This window comes from Pseudomonas sp. RIT623 (assembly GCF_004519305.1).
Lineage (GTDB): Bacteria > Pseudomonadota > Gammaproteobacteria > Pseudomonadales > Pseudomonadaceae > Aquipseudomonas.
Window position 1 is genome coordinate 1 of record NZ_SOZA01000026.1, and the last position, 15,497, is coordinate 15,497.

Annotated in this window: 12 protein-coding genes; 9 read left to right on the forward strand and 3 right to left on the reverse strand. The window is 65.0% G+C overall.

Features of this window, described 5'->3' with window-relative positions; translation table 11 throughout:
* Positions 1–2,376: retention module-containing protein (locus E3U47_RS17095; RefSeq protein ID WP_134692858.1), on the reverse strand; the 2,376-nt coding region annotated here is incomplete at its 3' end.
* A gap of 348 nt (positions 2,377–2,724) precedes the next feature.
* Here E3U47_RS17095 and E3U47_RS17100 point away from each other — a divergent pair.
* From E3U47_RS17100 to E3U47_RS17110, 3 genes are read left to right on the forward strand one after another with little or no spacing between them, the layout of a single operon-like run.
* On the forward strand, positions 2,725–4,062 hold the full coding sequence (locus E3U47_RS17100; RefSeq protein ID WP_134692859.1) for a TolC family outer membrane protein: 1,338 nt from the start codon (positions 2,725–2,727) through the stop codon (positions 4,060–4,062).
* Positions 4,063–4,105: 43 nt separating this feature from the next.
* The gene (locus E3U47_RS17105; RefSeq protein WP_134692860.1) at positions 4,106–6,262 is read left to right on the forward strand and encodes a type I secretion system permease/ATPase; all 2,157 of its coding nucleotides are present in this window, start codon (positions 4,106–4,108) and stop codon (positions 6,260–6,262) included.
* A 7-nt stretch (positions 6,263–6,269) separates the two neighbouring features.
* Positions 6,270–7,628: an HlyD family type I secretion periplasmic adaptor subunit gene (locus tag E3U47_RS17110; RefSeq protein WP_177414250.1), complete on the forward strand. Its 1,359-nt coding sequence runs from the start codon at positions 6,270–6,272 to the stop codon at positions 7,626–7,628.
* 133 nt (positions 7,629–7,761) lie between these two features.
* Here the strand turns inward: E3U47_RS17110 and E3U47_RS17115 are convergent, their stop codons facing one another.
* Positions 7,762–8,319 carry a WYL domain-containing protein gene (locus E3U47_RS17115; protein ID WP_134692862.1) on the reverse strand — a complete coding sequence of 186 codons (558 nt, stop codon included), beginning with the start codon at positions 8,317–8,319 and terminating at the stop codon, positions 7,762–7,764.
* 207 nt (positions 8,320–8,526) lie between these two features.
* On the opposite strand from E3U47_RS17115, the gene E3U47_RS17120 reads away from it, so the two are divergent.
* From E3U47_RS17120 to E3U47_RS17145, 6 genes are all read left to right on the forward strand, one after another.
* The gene (locus E3U47_RS17120; protein WP_134692863.1) at positions 8,527–9,339 is read left to right on the forward strand and encodes a tetratricopeptide repeat protein; all 813 of its coding nucleotides are present in this window, start codon (positions 8,527–8,529) and stop codon (positions 9,337–9,339) included.
* A gap of 258 nt (positions 9,340–9,597) precedes the next feature.
* A complete protein-coding gene (locus E3U47_RS17125; protein WP_134692864.1) occupies positions 9,598–10,035 on the forward strand; it encodes a MarR family winged helix-turn-helix transcriptional regulator in 438 nt (145 codons plus the stop codon).
* The gene (locus E3U47_RS17130) at positions 10,032–12,119 is read left to right on the forward strand and encodes an FUSC family protein (protein ID WP_134692865.1); all 2,088 of its coding nucleotides are present in this window, start codon (positions 10,032–10,034) and stop codon (positions 12,117–12,119) included. The genes E3U47_RS17125 and E3U47_RS17130 overlap by 4 nt, the downstream gene beginning before the upstream one ends.
* Positions 12,116–12,328, forward strand: a complete 213-nt coding sequence (locus tag E3U47_RS17135) for a DUF1656 domain-containing protein (RefSeq protein WP_016392395.1) — start codon at positions 12,116–12,118, stop codon at positions 12,326–12,328. The genes E3U47_RS17130 and E3U47_RS17135 overlap by 4 nt, the downstream gene beginning before the upstream one ends.
* Positions 12,325–13,200, forward strand: coding sequence for an HlyD family secretion protein (locus E3U47_RS17140; protein WP_134692866.1), 876 nt, complete (start codon positions 12,325–12,327; stop codon positions 13,198–13,200). The genes E3U47_RS17135 and E3U47_RS17140 overlap by 4 nt, the downstream gene beginning before the upstream one ends.
* Positions 13,197–14,615, forward strand: a complete 1,419-nt coding sequence (locus E3U47_RS17145) for an efflux transporter outer membrane subunit (RefSeq protein ID WP_134692867.1) — start codon at positions 13,197–13,199, stop codon at positions 14,613–14,615. The genes E3U47_RS17140 and E3U47_RS17145 overlap by 4 nt, the downstream gene beginning before the upstream one ends.
* Positions 14,616–14,753: 138 nt before the next feature.
* Here the strand turns inward: E3U47_RS17145 and E3U47_RS17150 are convergent, their stop codons facing one another.
* On the reverse strand, positions 14,754–15,497 hold the full coding sequence (locus tag E3U47_RS17150) for a penicillin-binding protein activator LpoB (RefSeq protein WP_134692868.1): 744 nt from the start codon (positions 15,495–15,497) through the stop codon (positions 14,754–14,756).

Sequence of the window (15,497 nt, forward strand, 5' to 3'; positions counted from 1 at the left end):
GGTGATCTGCACGCTGGCGTCGCCGCCCAGTTCCAGATTCTCGAAGGTCTTGCCATCCACTACAGCATCGGTAATGCCGACAGTCAGGGTGTCGCCGTCCTTGAAGACGTCATCGCCCTGGGCTTTGGCCTTGTACTCGGTTTCGGTTTCACCAGCCTTGATCACCACCTTGTCGCCATTGGACAGGGTGACGGTCAGGTCGTGATCCAGTTTCTGGCTGACTTTGACGGTGAAGGCCGGCTGTTGGTCTTCGGTGACATCGCCTTTGCTGACGATAGTGACCGAGACTTTGTCGCCCTGGTTGTCGGTGCCCGGAGTGCCGGTGCCTGGCTCGTCGGTGACTTCGGTCTTCACTTCCTCTTTGCCGAGGGTGAGTTTTTCGAAGTTATCCGCGCCAGTGACACCTTCCAGTTTGTTGACGATGGTCGGTTGACCGCCGACGAACACATCATCAGGCGCATTGACGGTAATGGTACCGGTGGCGCTGCCAGCGGGGATGGTGACTTTGGTGCCATCGCTCAAGGTGAAAGTCAGGCCATTGTGGCCGACGACCGACAAACCTTGGCCGTTGGTCAGAGTCACGGTGTAGGTGATCTGGCCACCCTCGGAGACGGTGGTCTTGTCCGCCGTCAGGGTTGCAACCACTTCACTGATGGTGTCAGTGATCTGCACGGTGGCATCGCCACCCAGCTCCAGGTGTTCGAAGGTCTTGCCCGAGACGCTGGCATCGGTCACGCCAAGGGTCACGGAACCCCCGTCCTTGAACACGTCGTCGCCCTGGGCCGGCAGGCTGTAGGTCGCTTCGGTCTGGCCAGCCTTGATCACCACCTTGTCACCGTTGGACAGGGTAACGGTCAGGTCGTGGTCGAGCTTCTGGCTAACCGACACGGTGAAGGTCGGCTGTTGTGCTTCGCTCACATCGCCGTTGCTGGCGATATTGACCGTCACGGTATCGATGCTGTCCTTGATTTCGGTCTGGGCTGGCGTCTTGTTCGGCACCAGGCTCTCGAAGTTGCCGCCTGTGGCGCCGGTAATGGTGGTGCTGACGGTGCTGCCATTGACGAACACGTCGTTGGCTGGGGTCTGGAACTCTACACTGCCGGTGCTTTCGCCGGCCTTGACGGTGACGGTCTGGCCGTTGGACAGGGTGACGGTCACCTCGGTCTGGGCCGGATTGCTCAGGGTCACGGTGTAGGTGATCACGCCGCCTTCAGTGACGCTCGGGGTGGCGGTCAGGGTGGCGCTGGTGGTGTCCACCGAGTCGCTGATGACGGTTTGCGCTGGCGTCGGGTTCGCCACCAGATTCTCGAAGTTGCCGCCCGTTGCCCCCGTGATCGTGGTGCTGACGGTGCTGCCATTGTTGTAGACATCGTTGGGCGGGGTCTGGAAATCGACACTGCCCGACGACTTGCCGGCTTCGATGGTGACGGTCTGGTCATTGGACAGGGTGACGGTCACCGGGGTCTGCGCCGGGTTGGTCAGGGTCACGGTGTAGGTGATCACGCCGCCTTCGGTGACGCTCGGGGTCGCGGTCAGGGTGGCGGTGGTGGTGTCGATGGTGTCGGTGACCTGGGTCACTGCCGGGGTGGTGTTCGGCGTGATGACCAGGCCGTTGCCGCCCGTGGTGCCGGTGATGTTGGCGGAGATCTGGCCGCCGTCGATATAGGGTGTGTCGTTCGGGGCAATGGTGACGTTAACGCTACCGGTGGTCTGGCCCGCTGGAATGACGATCACCGCGCCGTTGGACAAGGTGACGGTCAGGTTGCTCAGCGGTGGCTGGCCGACGGTGGCGGTATAGACGATCACGCCACCCGCCTCGGTGATCGTGGGGGTGGCGTTCAGGGTCAGGCCGGTGACGCTGGGGGCATTGCTGGTGGTATTGGTACCGTTGGCGTCCAGCCCGCCCACTTCTTCGCTGCCCTGGCCGTTGCCGAAACCGATCGGACCGGTCGGGAAGCCAATGCTCGGGTCGACCACGCCGGCGGTCTCCTGCAGCATCACGAAACTGTGGCCGCCACCCGCCGCACCGCCACCCGCGGCGGATGGGCCCGCGGCGGTGGCTTCCAGTTCGGTGGTGGGGTCGACGCCAGCGGCGATGGCCTGCTGCAGCTCTTCGACCGAAGGCGCCGCCTGGGCGCTGGCCTGGCTCAGGTCGGTGCTGCTGTCGGGGGTGTCGGCACTCCATTGGGTGTCGCGGCCCAGGTCGAGCACGCGGCCGTCGGCCAATTCCAAGGACACCGCGCCACCGGCGCCGGTATCTACCTGCTCGCCGGCGAACAGACGGTCGCCTTCGATGAGTACGCGCCGGATGCCTTCTGGGGAAACTGCGATGACTTGGCCAACAATGCTTTTGACGATGGCAACAACAGTGCTCATTGGACTCTCCGGACTACCCGTTCAGTTGGCTTCCATGCCTGCTCGCGCGTGAGGCGGCGACTGATGGAATGTTTCAATAATGTTTTTGACGCTGACTTGCGTCAATTTTACGTCTATAATTTATGGCTATTAAGTTTATGCCAAACTATTGACCTTCTGGCTGCCATCCTAAACAATCGTCGAGGTAATGTCACATTGATATTTGGCCAGCCACAGCCCTCTCTTTCGTATTAATCGCACTGCCTATTCGGAAGTTTCCTACCCACAGGATCAGGGCTTGCCATTTTCCAAGGCAGGGACAGCTTCGGCTGTGATTTAGGACAACAGCTCTCTCGGGAACCAGCAAACATGCGTGCGTCACTGTTCACCGCTCTTCCTTTCGCTCTCGCCGCCACATTCGTTCAAGCACAATCCTTGCCCGAAGCCATGCAAAAAGCCCTCGAGGTGCACCCGGAAATCCAGGCCGGGGTGAACGCCCGCACGGCTGCGGATTACCAATTGCGTGCTGCCCAGGGCGGCTATTTGCCGCGGGTCGATGTGACAGCCGGTTACGGTCGGGAAGGCACCGACAGCCCCAGCACCCGCAACCGCTGGGAAACGCTCACCCGTGGCGAGTCGGCCATTCGCCTGCGGCAAATGGTTTTTGACGGTTTTGCCACCTCCAGCGAAGTCGGGCGTCAACAAGCCACCGTCAATGCCCGCGCCTATTCGCTGCTGGGTACCTCCGAGCGCACCGCGCTGACCGTTGCTCAGGTCTACCTGGATGTGCTGGCCCGTCGCGAGATGGTGCGCCTGGCCGAAGACAACCTGCGCAACCATGATCGCATCCTCGACCAGATCAAGCTGCGTACCAGCCGCGGGGTGGGGCGCATGGCCGACCTCGACCAGGCCGAGGCGCGCCAGGCCCAGGCACGCAACAACCTGATCACCGAGCAGACCAACCTGGCCGACGCCAACACCAACTACCTCAGCGTCGTCGGGCAAATGCCGGACGAGTTAAGCACGCCTGCGCCATTTGTCGACCTGCTGCCGGCGACCCTCGACGAAGCGCGTCACCAACTGATCGAGTTCAGCCCGATACTGCGTTCGGCCGAGTCGGACATCGCCGCCGCCGAGAAACAGTACGACGCGGCCAAGTCCACCTTCTACCCGCGCTTCGACGCCGAGCTCGGCCGTACCGCCGACAACAACCTCGACGGCGCCGTCGGCCACAACAACGAGTGGCAGGCCATGCTGCGCATGAACTTCAACCTGTACGCCGGCGGCAGCAACAAGGCCGACCTCGAGTCGAAGTCGTACCTGGCCAACCAAGCCCTGGATATTCGCAACAACGCCTTGCGCCAGCTCAATGAGGAGTTAGGCTTGGCATGGAATGCTCTGGACAACGCCAACGCCCAGGTGCCGATCGCCCAGCAGTACGTCGATCACAGCAACCGCGTGCGCAGCGCCTACCAGCAGCAGTTCAGCCTGGGCGAGCGAACCCTGCTCGATCTGCTCGACAGCGAGAATGAAACCTTCACTGCCCAGCGTCGTCTGGTAGAGGTGAAGAACACGCAAATGTTTACTCAGTACCGAATCAAGGCGACCATTGGCCAACTGCTCAAGAGCCAGGGTGTCGTAGCCCCGATGGCCGCCGTTGTGCAGAACGACCTGAAACCCAAGGTGAACCTGCCAGGCATGAACTGAAAGGCGCCTTGAACCAACCCCGCAAGGATGAAGAGAGCGCCGCGTGGAATCCGAAGTCAGTCGAGTCCAACTCAGCCACGATCCACGCAGTCAGCATGACGACCCGCTGCTGGACAGTCTGCTGACCCTGTGTGTCCTGCATCAGAAGCCCGCCAGCCGGGCCATGCTGACCACAGGGCTACCCTTGCCCTCCCAGCGCCTGACCGCCGAGCTGCTACCCCGTGCCGCCGCTCGCGCCGGGCTGCAGGGGCGGTTGCTGCAGCGCAAGCTGGAGCAGATCCCGGGCATCGCCATGCCGGCCATGCTGCTGCTCAAGGAAGGCCGCTGCGCCGTCCTGCTGGGCTGGGAGAACGACGACACCGCGCGCCTGCTGCTCAGCGAAAGCGACGGCGGCGAGGTGCTGGTGACCCGCGAAGCCTTGCAGGGCGACTATAGCGGCAAGGTGTTCTTCGCCCAGCCGCAGCACAAGTTCGACGTCAACCACGGCAACCTGATTCCACGGGCGCGCTCGTGGTTCCGTGACACCCTGCTGCGCAGCAAGTGGCTGTACATCGATGCCATCGCCGCCAGTCTGGTGATCAACCTGATCGCCCTGGCCGCGCCGCTGTTCGTGATGAACGTGTACGACCGCGTGGTGCCCAACCAGGCCACCTCGACCCTGTGGGTGCTGGCGGTCGGCATCGCCGGCGCCTACGTCTTCGACCTGATCCTCAAGGGCCTGCGCAGCCTGTGCCTGGACCTGGCCGGCAAGAAGACCGACCTGATCATCTCGGCGACGCTGTTCGAGCGCATCGTCGGCATGGCCATGAAGTACCGCCCGGCGCGGGTCGGTAGCTTCGCCCAGAACATCCACGAGTTCCAGGGCCTGCGCGACTTCCTCGCCTCGCTGACCCTGACCAGCCTGATCGACCTGCCGTTCACCTTCCTGATCCTCATGGTCATCGCCATTATCGGCGGGCACCTGGTGTGGATCCCGATTTTGGCCTTCCCATTGGCCCTGGGTATCGGCTATGCCCTGCAGAAACCGTTGATGGCGACCATGGAACGCACCATGGCGCTGGCCTCCGAGCGCCAGTCGAGCCTGATCGAAACCCTCGCCGGGCTGGACGCGGTCAAGGTCAACAACGCCGAAAGCGAGCGCCAGTACATGTGGGAGCAGACCCTCGGCACCCTCAGCCGCCTGGAACTGCGGGTCAAGGTGCTGTCGGGCCTGGCCATGAACATCACCGCGTTGATCCAGCAACTGGCCGGCGTGGCGATGATCTGCGTGGGCGTGTACCTGATCATCGACGGCAACCTCAGCATGGGCGGCCTGGTGGCCTGCTACATGCTCAGCGGCCGCGCCCTCGGCCCGCTGGGCTCGCTGAACGGCCTGCTGGCCCGCTACCAGCAAGCCAAGGTGACCATGGTCGCCACCGACCAGATGATGGAGCTGCCCCAGGAGCGCAACTTCGAGGAACGCCCGCTGAGCCGTCAGGTGCTGCAGGGCGCCATTGAGTTCCGCGGTGTCGAGTTCACCTACCCGAACCAGCAGAACCAGGCGCTCAAGGGCATCAACCTGAGCATTCGCCCAGGCGAGAAGGTCGGCATCATCGGCCGCAGCGGCTCGGGCAAGAGTTCGCTGGCCAAGCTGATCGTCGGTTTGTACGAGCCGGACAACGGCTCGCTGCTGGTCGATGGCGTGGACATTCGCCAGATCGACGTCAGCGAACTGCGCCACAACATCGGCTACGTGCCCCAGGACATCCAGCTGCTGGCCGGCACCCTGCGTGACAACCTGGTCAGCGGTGCTCGCTACATCGAGGATGAGCTGATCCTGCAGGCCGCCGAGCTGGCCGGCGTGCACGAATTCGCCCGCCTGCACCCCGACGGCTACGAGCTGCAGGTTGGCGAGCGGGGCCAGAACCTCTCCGGCGGCCAGCGGCAGAACGTCGCCCTGGGCCGGGCGCTGTTGCTCAACCCGCAGATCCTGTTGCTCGACGAACCCACCAGCGCCATGGACAACACCGGCGAGGAGCGCCTCAAGCAGCGCCTGGCGGCGGTTGTCGAAGGCAAGACCGTGTTGCTGGTCACCCACCGCGCCTCGCTGTTGTCGCTGGTGGACCGGCTGATCGTCATCGATCGTGGACAGATTGTCGCGGATGGCCCGAAAGCCGCCGTCATGGATGCGCTGAAGAAGGGGCAGATCAGTGTTGCATAAGCTGGATATGGGGCGTTTCAAGGACAGCCTGCGCCGTTATTTCAAAGGCTCCGAGTCGCTGGCCGGGCAGCCCCTGCCCGAGGTCAACAAGGCGCTGATCGAGGACGCGCCACGGGTGGTGCGCCTGACCATCTGGGGCGTGATCGCGTTCTTCCTGTTCCTGATCGTCTGGGCCAGCGTGGCGCCCATCGACGAAGTGACACGCGGCGAGGGCAAGGCGATCCCGTCGTCCAAGGTGCAGAAAATCCAGAACCTCGAGGGCGGGATCGTCGCCGAGATCTTCGCCAAGGAAGGGGAGGTCGTCGAAGTTGGCCAGCCGCTGCTGCGCCTGGATGAAACCCGCTTCGCCTCCAACGTCGACGAGACCGAGGCCTCGCGTCTGGCCATGGCCCTGCGCGTGCAGCGCCTGAACGCCGAGGTCGAGGACAAGCCGCTGCAGATCGACGAGGAGCTGCGCAAGGCCGCGCCGAGCCAGGCGGCCAACGAACAGTCGCTGTACCTGAGCCGACGCCAGCAGTTGCAGGACGAGATCGGTGGCCTGCAACAGCAGTTGGTGCAGAAGCAGCAGGAACTGCGTGAGTTCAACTCCAAGCGCGCCCAGTACGCCAACAGCCTGCAGCTGCTGCGCCAGGAAATCGCCATGTCCGAGCCTCTGGTGGCCCAGGGCGCGATCTCCCAGGTCGAGGTGCTGCGCCTGCGCCGCGCCGAGGTCGAGAACCGTGGCCAGATGGACTCCACCGCCCTGGCCATTCCCCGTGCCGAGGCGGCGATCAAGGAAGTCCAAAGCAAGATCGAAGAGACCCGCGGCAAGTTCCGCAGCGAGGCGCTGACCCAGCTCAACGAGGCCCGGACCGAGTTGAACAAGGCCACCGCCACCAGCAAGGCCCTGGACGACCGGGTGCACCGCACCATGGTCACCTCGCCGGTGCGTGGCATCGTCAAGCAGTTGCTGGTCAACACCATCGGCGGGGTGATCCAGCCGGGCAGCGACATCATCGAGATCGTGCCGCTGGACGACACCCTGGTGGTGGAGGCGAAGATCCTGCCCAAGGACATCGCTTTCCTGCACCCTGGCCAGGAAGCCACGGTCAAGTTCACCGCCTACGACTACACCATCTATGGCGGGCTCAAGGCCAAGCTCGAGCAGATCGGTGCCGACACCATCACCGACGAGGACAAGAAGACCACCTACTACGTGATCAAGCTGCGCACCGAGAAGAGCCACCTGGGCACCGAGGAGAAGCCGCTGCTGATCATCCCGGGGATGGTCGCCACGGTGGACATCATGACCGGCAAGAAGACCATCATGAGTTACCTGCTCAAGCCGATCATCAAGGCCCGTAGCGAGGCGCTGCGCGAGCGCTGATGGGGATTAGGTTCCCCGCCGTAGGTGGCAGCCGCTGCGTCGCCTGGTTCGCCAGCAAGCTGGCGCCTACGGCTTAAGGGGGATTGCCCGGTCTTTGTCCGCAGGCGCCAGCCTTGGCGGGGCTTGCCTGCGATTATTTCAGGTACTGCGCGGCCGCCGAGGCCAGGGTACGCGCGATCTCCTCGCGCAGCGCCTGCGGCGCCTCCACCACCAGCCCATCCCCCTGGCTCAGCAGCCACCAGCGCAACGACCAACCGTCGGCCACGGTCGCGCGCAGCCTGTGGCCCTGCTCCAGGGCCGTCAGCTGCATGTCGCCGGTCAGCGGTGCCTCGCGCAGGCGCCGCGCCAGCAGGTCGCTGATCCACGCCCGCAACTCGATACCGTCCTCCTGCCCAGGCTGCAACGTGTCGCCGCGCAGGTAACCGTGCAGGTCGAAATTGCCGCGCAACTCGCTGCCGGCAGTGGCCGACCAGTGCCAGCCAAACGGAATGCTCTTGTCGTTGCGCTCCAGCGGGAAGATCAACGACAGCTCGTTGAGGTCACGCTCGACCGTGCGCTTGCTGACACTGAAACCCACGTCACGCAGGCGCCACACCAGTTCGGCACTGGTGATCCCGGGGGAGCGACTGGGCAACTGGCGCAGCAGCGCCCATTGTCGGCTGAGGGTGGCGCGGGTGGTGGCGAACGGCAAAAGGAAACGTCCTTGTCTAGGCTTGCCGGCATAGGATGGCGGCACGGGCGGGGCATGGCAATTGGCCACAGCCCTGCTCAGATCAAGGAAGCGGCAATTGGTTGCCTGGCTTTGAATCGTTCGCGACAGGTTTTGTCGTGCCATCGCGCAGAATCACGCCTCAACACAGTGGAGGTTGGAGCTGTGGGTCGTTCAATGAGGATGAACATGTCTGCCGCCAGCAATATCCATTCGCTGCTTGCCCGGCTGCTTCCCGAGCGGATCGTCCCGGCGCCGGCGCGCCCGGGCCAGCGTCACCGGCTGTTCGCCGGGGTCGGCATGCCCAGCCAGCAGGCACTGCCCGGGGAGCGTTTCGGCCTGATCGATCGCCTGGATGAAGCAGTCGACTTGCAGGCGGTGTACCACGACCTGTGTCGCCAGGCCCTGCTGGGCAACGTGGCGGCGCTCAATGACCTGGGCTGGATCTGGCTCAATGGCAAGTACTGGCGCGGCGACACTTCGCTGGCCGGCCACCTGCTGCGCATGGCGGCCTTGCAGGGCAATGCAGCGGCCTGGTTCAACCTGGGGCAGCAGCACTACTTCGGCAAGGGCGTGCAGGTCAGCTACGCCAATGCGGCGGAGTACTACCGGCATGCCTTCGAGCGCGGCATGGTGCATGCCGCGGCGGCCTTGGGCGACCTGTACGAGGAAGAGGTCTGCGATGGTGACCAGGTGTGGCAGGTCGACCCGCTCGAGGCCTACCAGTGGTTCCTGCGTGGCGCCCAGCGTGGTGAGAAACGCTGCCGTTTCGAGGTGGGCTATCGCTTGCTGCACGGTGTGAACGTGGAGGCGGAGACCCGGGCCGGGTTGTACTGGCTGGAGCTGGCAGCGGCGACCGGGGTGATGCATGCCGCCGAGGAGTTGGCGGTGTACTTCAGCAGCCGCGACGCGGTGCGCTACCTAGGCTGGCGTGACCAGGCCATCAAGCTGGGCAGTAAACTGGCGTTGACCATGAAGCTGGAAGACCAGATCCAGCCGTGAGGCAAGGTGCGATGCGTTCCCTGTAGGAGCGGCCTTGTGCCGCGAAAGGGGTGCGAAGCGCCCCGTGTTCGCGCATTAACCTGAAATCGCTGGGGCCGCTTCGCGGCCCTTTCGCGGCACAAGGCCGCTCCTACAAAGTTCGCGCATGGCTTGATGAACAACCTTTCATCTTGTCCCTCCGTCGCCCCCGGTTGACGAAGGGGGGAGGGCAGGGCGTATATTGATAGTTAGCAAACTATGAATATCTTCGGTTCCCATATGTCACTCGACGCACTGCACCTGAAAATCAGCAGCGGCATGGTCGTGGCCGCCCGGCATTGGCGTCGCCTGTGCCAGGGGGCCCTGACCGGCTATGGCATTTCCGAAGCCTGTGCCGTGCCGCTACTGATGATCGTGCGTCTTGGCGATGGCGTACATCAGGTGGCCGTGGCCCAGGCCGCAGGCCTCGAGAGCCCGTCGTTGGTGCGCCTGCTCGACCAGCTGTGCAAGGCCGGCCTGGTGTGTCGCAGCGAAGACCCGCTGGACCGTCGGGCCAAGGCCCTGAGCCTGACCCCGACAGGGCGCGTGCTTGCCGAGTCGATCGAAGGCGAGCTGGTGCGCTTGCGCCGCGACGTGCTCGCCGGCATCGACCAGGCCGACCTGGAAGCCACCCTGCGGGTGATCCGCGCCTTCGAAGAGGCGGGCCTGCCAGCATGAACGGCTTCTTCAGCTCGGTGCCCCCGGCCCGCGACTGGTTCTACGGCGTACGAACCTTCGCCGCCTCGATGATTGCCCTGTACATCGCCTTGCTGATGCAGCTGCCGCGCCCGTACTGGGCCATGGCCACGGTGTACATCGTCTCCAGCCCGTTCCTCGGTCCGACCACCTCCAAGGCCCTGTATCGCGCCCTGGGCACCTTGCTTGGGGCCGGCGGGGCGATCCTGCTGGTCCCGCCGCTGGTGCAGTCGCCATTGCTGCTGAGCATCGCCATCGCCCTGTGGACCGGCACCTTGCTGTTCCTCTCGCTGAACCTGCGCACCGCCAACAACTACGTGCTGATGCTGGCCGGCTACACCTTGCCGATGATCGCCCTGGCCGTGGTCGACAATCCGCTGGCAGTGTTCGATGTGGCCTCTTCCCGGGCCCAGGAGATCTGCCTGGGGATCGTCTGCGCCGCAGTGGTCGGCGCGGTATTCTGGCCACGACGGCTGGCACCGGTGGTGCTGGGCTCGGCCAGCAACTGGTTCGCCGAGGCGATCCGCTACAGCGACACCTATCTTGCCCGTGAAGTCAGCGCCGACAAGGTTGGCGGCATGCGTGGTGCGATGGTCGCCACCTTCAATACGCTGGAACCGATGATCGGCCAGCTCAGCCATGAAGGTGCCGGCCCGCACACGCTGAAGAATGCCCGCGAACTGCGTGGGCGGATGATCCACCTGCTGCCGGTGATCGACGCCCTGGACGACGCCCTGGTGGCCCTGGAAAGCCGCGCGCCGGCGCAGTTCGCCCTGTTGCAGCCAGTGCTCGGGCAGGCCCGCGAATGGCTCAAGGGTACTGCCGAAAGCGCCTCGGTGGCACGCTGGACCGCCCTGCACGAGCAGATCGACCGCCTGCAGCCTGGCGCCGCGGCGCTCGACCAGCGCGATCAGTTGCTGCTGTCCAACGCCCTCTACCGGCTGACCGAATGGGTCGACCTGTGGCAGGACTGCTGCACCTTGCAGCATGCCTTGCGCAAGGACGACGCCACACCCTGGCGCGCGGTCTACCGCCACTGGCGCCTGGGCCGGCTGACGCCGTTCTTCGACCGTGGCCTGATGCTCTACTCGGTGTTTTCCACCGTCACCGCCATCATCGTCGCCTGCGGGCTGTGGATCGGCCTGGGCTGGAACGACGGCGCCAGCGCGGTGATCCTCGCCGCGGTGTCGTGCAGCTTCTTCGCCGCCATGGATGACCCGGCCCCGCAGATCTACCGGTTCTTCTTCTGGACCTTGATGTCGGTGATCTTCTCCAGTCTGTACCTGTTCCTGGTGCTGCCCAACCTGCACGACTTCCCGATGCTGGTGCTGGCCTTCGCCGTGCCGTTCATCTGCATCGGCACCTTGACCGTACAGCCGCGTTTCTACCTGGGAACGTTGCTGACCATCGTCAACACCTCGACCTTCATCAGTATCCAGGGCGCCTACGACGCCGACTTCTTCACTTTCATCAACGCCAACCTGGCGGGGCCGGTGGGGCTGCTGTTCGCCTTCATCTGGACCTTGGTGGTGCGCCCGTTCGGCGTCGAACTGGCGGCCAAGCGCATGACCCGCTTCGTCTGGCGCGACATCGTCGAGATGACCGAGCCGGCGACCCTGGCCGAGCACCGCCAGGTTGGCGTGCAGTTGCTCGATCGCCTGATGCAGCACCTGCCGCGGCTGTCGCAGACCGGCCAGGACAGCGGCGTGGCGCTGCGCGACCTGCGCGTGGGCTTGAACCTGCTCGATCTGCTGGCCTACCTGCCGCGTGCCGGCCAACAGGCCCGCCAGCGCCTGCAGACGGTGATCGAGGAAGTCGGCGGCCATTACGCCGCCTGCCTGCGCCAAGGCGAACGCCTGCACGCCCCGGCGGCGTTGCTGCGCAACATGGAGCGCGCACGCCTGGCGCTGAACCTCGATGAGCTGCATGAACGCGGCGATGCCCGCACCCACCTGCTGCATGCCCTGAGCGGCCTGCGCCTGGCGCTGTTGCCGGGCGTGGAAGTGATGCTCGAGCCTGCCGAACAAACGCAACTGCCCCCCGGCCTCGACGGAGCGCCCCTGTGATCGGTGAACTGGATATCAGCGGGGTGTTCCTGCCCACGCTGCTGGTGATGATGTTTGGCACCTACCTGTTGTTTCTTGGGGTGCACGCGGTGCTGGTGCGCCTGCACTTCTACCGCCTGGTCTGGCACCGGGCGTTGTTCAACGTTGCCCTGTATGCCGTGCTGCTTGGCGCGGTGGACCACTTTTGCCGAAGCCTGATGCTGCCATGAAAAAACCTTTGCTGACCCTGGGCCGCGTGGTCCTGACCCTGCTGGTAGTGACCTTCGCCGCCGTGCTCGTGTGGCAGATGGTGGTGTACTACATGTTCGCCCCCTGGACCCGCGACGGCCATATCCGCGCGGATGTGATCCAGATCGCCCCCGATGTGTCTGGGCTGATCCAGCAGGTCGAGGTGCGCGACAACCAGACCATCAAGCGTGGCGATGTGCTGTTCACCATCGACCAGGACCGCTTCACCCTGGCCCTGCGCCAGGCCAAGGCGACCCTGGCCGAGCGCCAGGAAACCCTGGCCCAGGCTTCCCGCGAGGCGCAGCGCAATCGCAAGCTGGGCAACCTGGTGGCGGCCGAGCAGTTGGAAGAGAGCCAGTCCCGCGAGGCCCGCGCCCGCTCGGCGGTCAACGAGGCCCAGGTGCAGGTCGACGTCGCCCAGCTCAACCTCGACCGTTCGGTGGTGCGCAGCCCGGTGGACGGCTACCTCAACGATCGCGCGCCGCGCGCCCACGAGTTCGTCAGCGCCGGGCGGCCCGTGCTGTCGGTGGTAGACAGCGCCTCTTACCATGTCGATGGCTACTTCGAGGAAACCAAGCTGGGCGGTATTCATATCGGCGATGCCGTGGACATCCGCGTGATGGGCGACACCACCCGCCTGCGTGGCCGCGTGCAGAGCCTGGCCGCCGGCATCGAGGACCGCGACCGCAGCAGCGGCGCCAACCTGCTGCCCAACGTCAACCCGGCGTTCAGCTGGGTGCGCCTGGCCCAGCGCATCCCCGTGCGCATCGCCTTCGATGAAGTGCCGCAAGACTTCCGCATGATCGCCGGGCGTACCGCCACGGTGTCGATCATCGAGGGGCAACGTCCATGAAACAGCTGATCCTGGCGGGGCTGTGCCTGTCCCTCGGCGCCTGCATGATGGTCGGCCCCGACTACCAGTTGCCCAAGGACGCCGCGGTGCAGCGTGATGACCTCAATGGCCCGCTGCGCCAGGACGCCGACAGCGTGGTCTCGGCGCCGGTGCCCGAGGACTGGTGGCAGCTGTACCAGGATCAACGGCTCAACGAGCTGGTGCGCCAGGCGCTGAGCGCCAACACCGAACTGCGCGTGGCTGCCGCCAACATCGCCAAGGCCCGTGCCCAGGTGGAAGTGGCCGAGTCGCAAGGCGGCTTCAACGGTGGCGTCAAGCTGGCCGCCCAGCGCCTGCAGGAGTCCGGCGAAGCCTTCCTGCTGCCAGAGAAGGTGCCGGTGGGCAACATCGGCGAGGCCATTGTCAGCGCCAGCTACCAGTTCGACCTGTGGGGCACTTTCAAGCGTGGCACCGAGGCCGCCAAGGCCAACGCCGACGCTGTGCAGGCCGCGGCCGACACCGCACGCATCACCCTGGTGGCCGACGTGGTCAAGGCCTATACCCAGGTATGCTCGGCCAACGAGGAATACCATATCGCCCATGAGTCGCTGGACTTGCAGCAGCAGAGCGTGCAACTGACCCAACGCCTGCGCGACGCTGGCCGTGGCGACGAGACCCAGGTGACCCGTTCGCAGACCCAGTTCAAGTCGCTGCGCGCCGAGTTGCCGCGCTTCAAGGCAGAGCGCGAGGCCGGCTTGTATACCTTGGCCGCGCTGCTGGGCAAGCCGGTCGAGCAACTGCCGGCGGGCACCACCGACTGCGCCGAGCTGCCACAATTGACGCAGCTGATCCCGATCGGCGACGGCGCCGCGCTGCTCAAGCGCCGCCCCGACGTGCGCCAGGCCGAGCGTCAGCTGGCCGCCGCCACCGCGACCATCGGCGTGGCCACTGGCGCGTTGTATCCGGATATCAGCATCGGCGCGCAGGTTGGCACCATCGGCCTGGCCAAGAACCTTGGCGATCCTTCGACCAATCGCTGGGGCTTTGGCCCGCAGATCAGCTGGAACATCCCCACCAACGGTACCCGCGCGCGCATTCGCATGGCCGAGGCCTCGACCCAGGCGGCGCTGGCGCATTTCGACGGGGTGGTGCTCAACGCCATTCGCGAGACCCAGACTCGCCTGGCGCAGTACAGCGCGCTGCTGGATCGGCGTGATGCGCTGGCCGATGCCGAGCGTTCGGCGAAAGAGTCGGCGGACCAGACCCACCTGCGCTACCAGGTCGGGCGCGAGTCGTTCCTGGCGGACTTGCAGGCGACCCGCACCTACACCGATGTCCGCGCGCAACTGGCGGCGGCCAACAGCCAGGTGGCGATGGGGCAGATCGGGGTGTTCCTGGCCTTGGGTGGCGGCTGGAAGAACAGCGCCAGGCCTTGATGGCTGCGAATACGGCCCCCTGTAGGAGCGGCCTTGTGTCGCGAAAGGGCCGCAAAGCGGCCCCTGCGATTTGTGCATCACGGCTGAATCCCTGGGGCCGCTTCGCGACACGAGGCCGCTCCTACAGGGAATGCGTACTTAGTTCAACACCCGCGCCGGTTCATCCGGCGGCAGGTTGTCCCGCCCACGCGGCTGCTTCGGCTGCCCGGGCACCGAGCCACCGAGCTGTTCGGCCAATTGCTGCGCCACATCCTCGCCCAGCGCCTTCGACACCTCCCGCACCACCCGCGGGCGGTTCAGCGTCACGCGGCGGTCCTGGCCCTTCACCAGCTTGGTATCCTGCCCTTCACCCATGGCGGTGAACGCCGAGGTGATTTCGTAGGTGCGGGTGTTGATCAGGCTGAAGTCGGCGACCACCGTCAGGCCCAGCACCGCCGAGTAGCTGTCGGTGTGGTCCAGCGAGTTGATGTCCTGCTGGAAGTCGATGTCCGACAGAGTGCCGAACAGCACGTAGTCGGCGCCCTTGAACGCGCCGTTCTTGATGCGCCGGATCACGTCGTACACGTCTTCCTTCGAGTCGGCGGTATAGGGGCGGCCCTGGACCAGCTGGAACATGCCGGTCTTGAGGATCTCACCCTTGATGTCGCCACCGAACTTGCGCAGTTCGGTCTGCTCGATATAGCTGTTGAGGCTCTCGTACTCGCTGTAGCTCGATTGGCCGCTGGCGTGGTACATGCCGGCCTGGCCGCTGCTCTGGGCGTTGACGGTGTGGATGTATTCCTCCACCTGCGCCTGGTAGGCCAGGTCGGTCACCGCCACCTTGGGGGCCGCCTGCGCACCGAAGGCGCAGGCCAGGCCGATGATTGCCATCCATGCACGCAT

Bases quoted from the DNA above. Each gene is read 5' to 3' on its own strand.
- E3U47_RS17150 (WP_134692868.1), bottom strand. From the start codon at position 15,497: ATGCGTGCATGGATGGCAATCATCGGCCTGGCCTGCGCCTTCGGTGCG.
- E3U47_RS17145 (WP_134692867.1), top strand. From the start codon at position 13,197: ATGAAACAGCTGATCCTGGCGGGGCTGTGCCTGTCCCTCGGCGCCTGC.
- E3U47_RS17130 (WP_134692865.1), top strand. From the start codon at position 10,032: ATGAACGGCTTCTTCAGCTCGGTGCCCCCGGCCCGCGACTGGTTCTAC.
- E3U47_RS17140 (WP_134692866.1), top strand. From the start codon at position 12,325: ATGAAAAAACCTTTGCTGACCCTGGGCCGCGTGGTCCTGACCCTGCTG.
- E3U47_RS17120 (WP_134692863.1), top strand. From the start codon at position 8,527: ATGTCTGCCGCCAGCAATATCCATTCGCTGCTTGCCCGGCTGCTTCCC.
- E3U47_RS17110 (WP_177414250.1), top strand. From the start codon at position 6,270: ATGGGGCGTTTCAAGGACAGCCTGCGCCGTTATTTCAAAGGCTCCGAG.
- E3U47_RS17125 (WP_134692864.1), top strand. From the start codon at position 9,598: ATGTCACTCGACGCACTGCACCTGAAAATCAGCAGCGGCATGGTCGTG.
- E3U47_RS17100 (WP_134692859.1), top strand. From the start codon at position 2,725: ATGCGTGCGTCACTGTTCACCGCTCTTCCTTTCGCTCTCGCCGCCACA.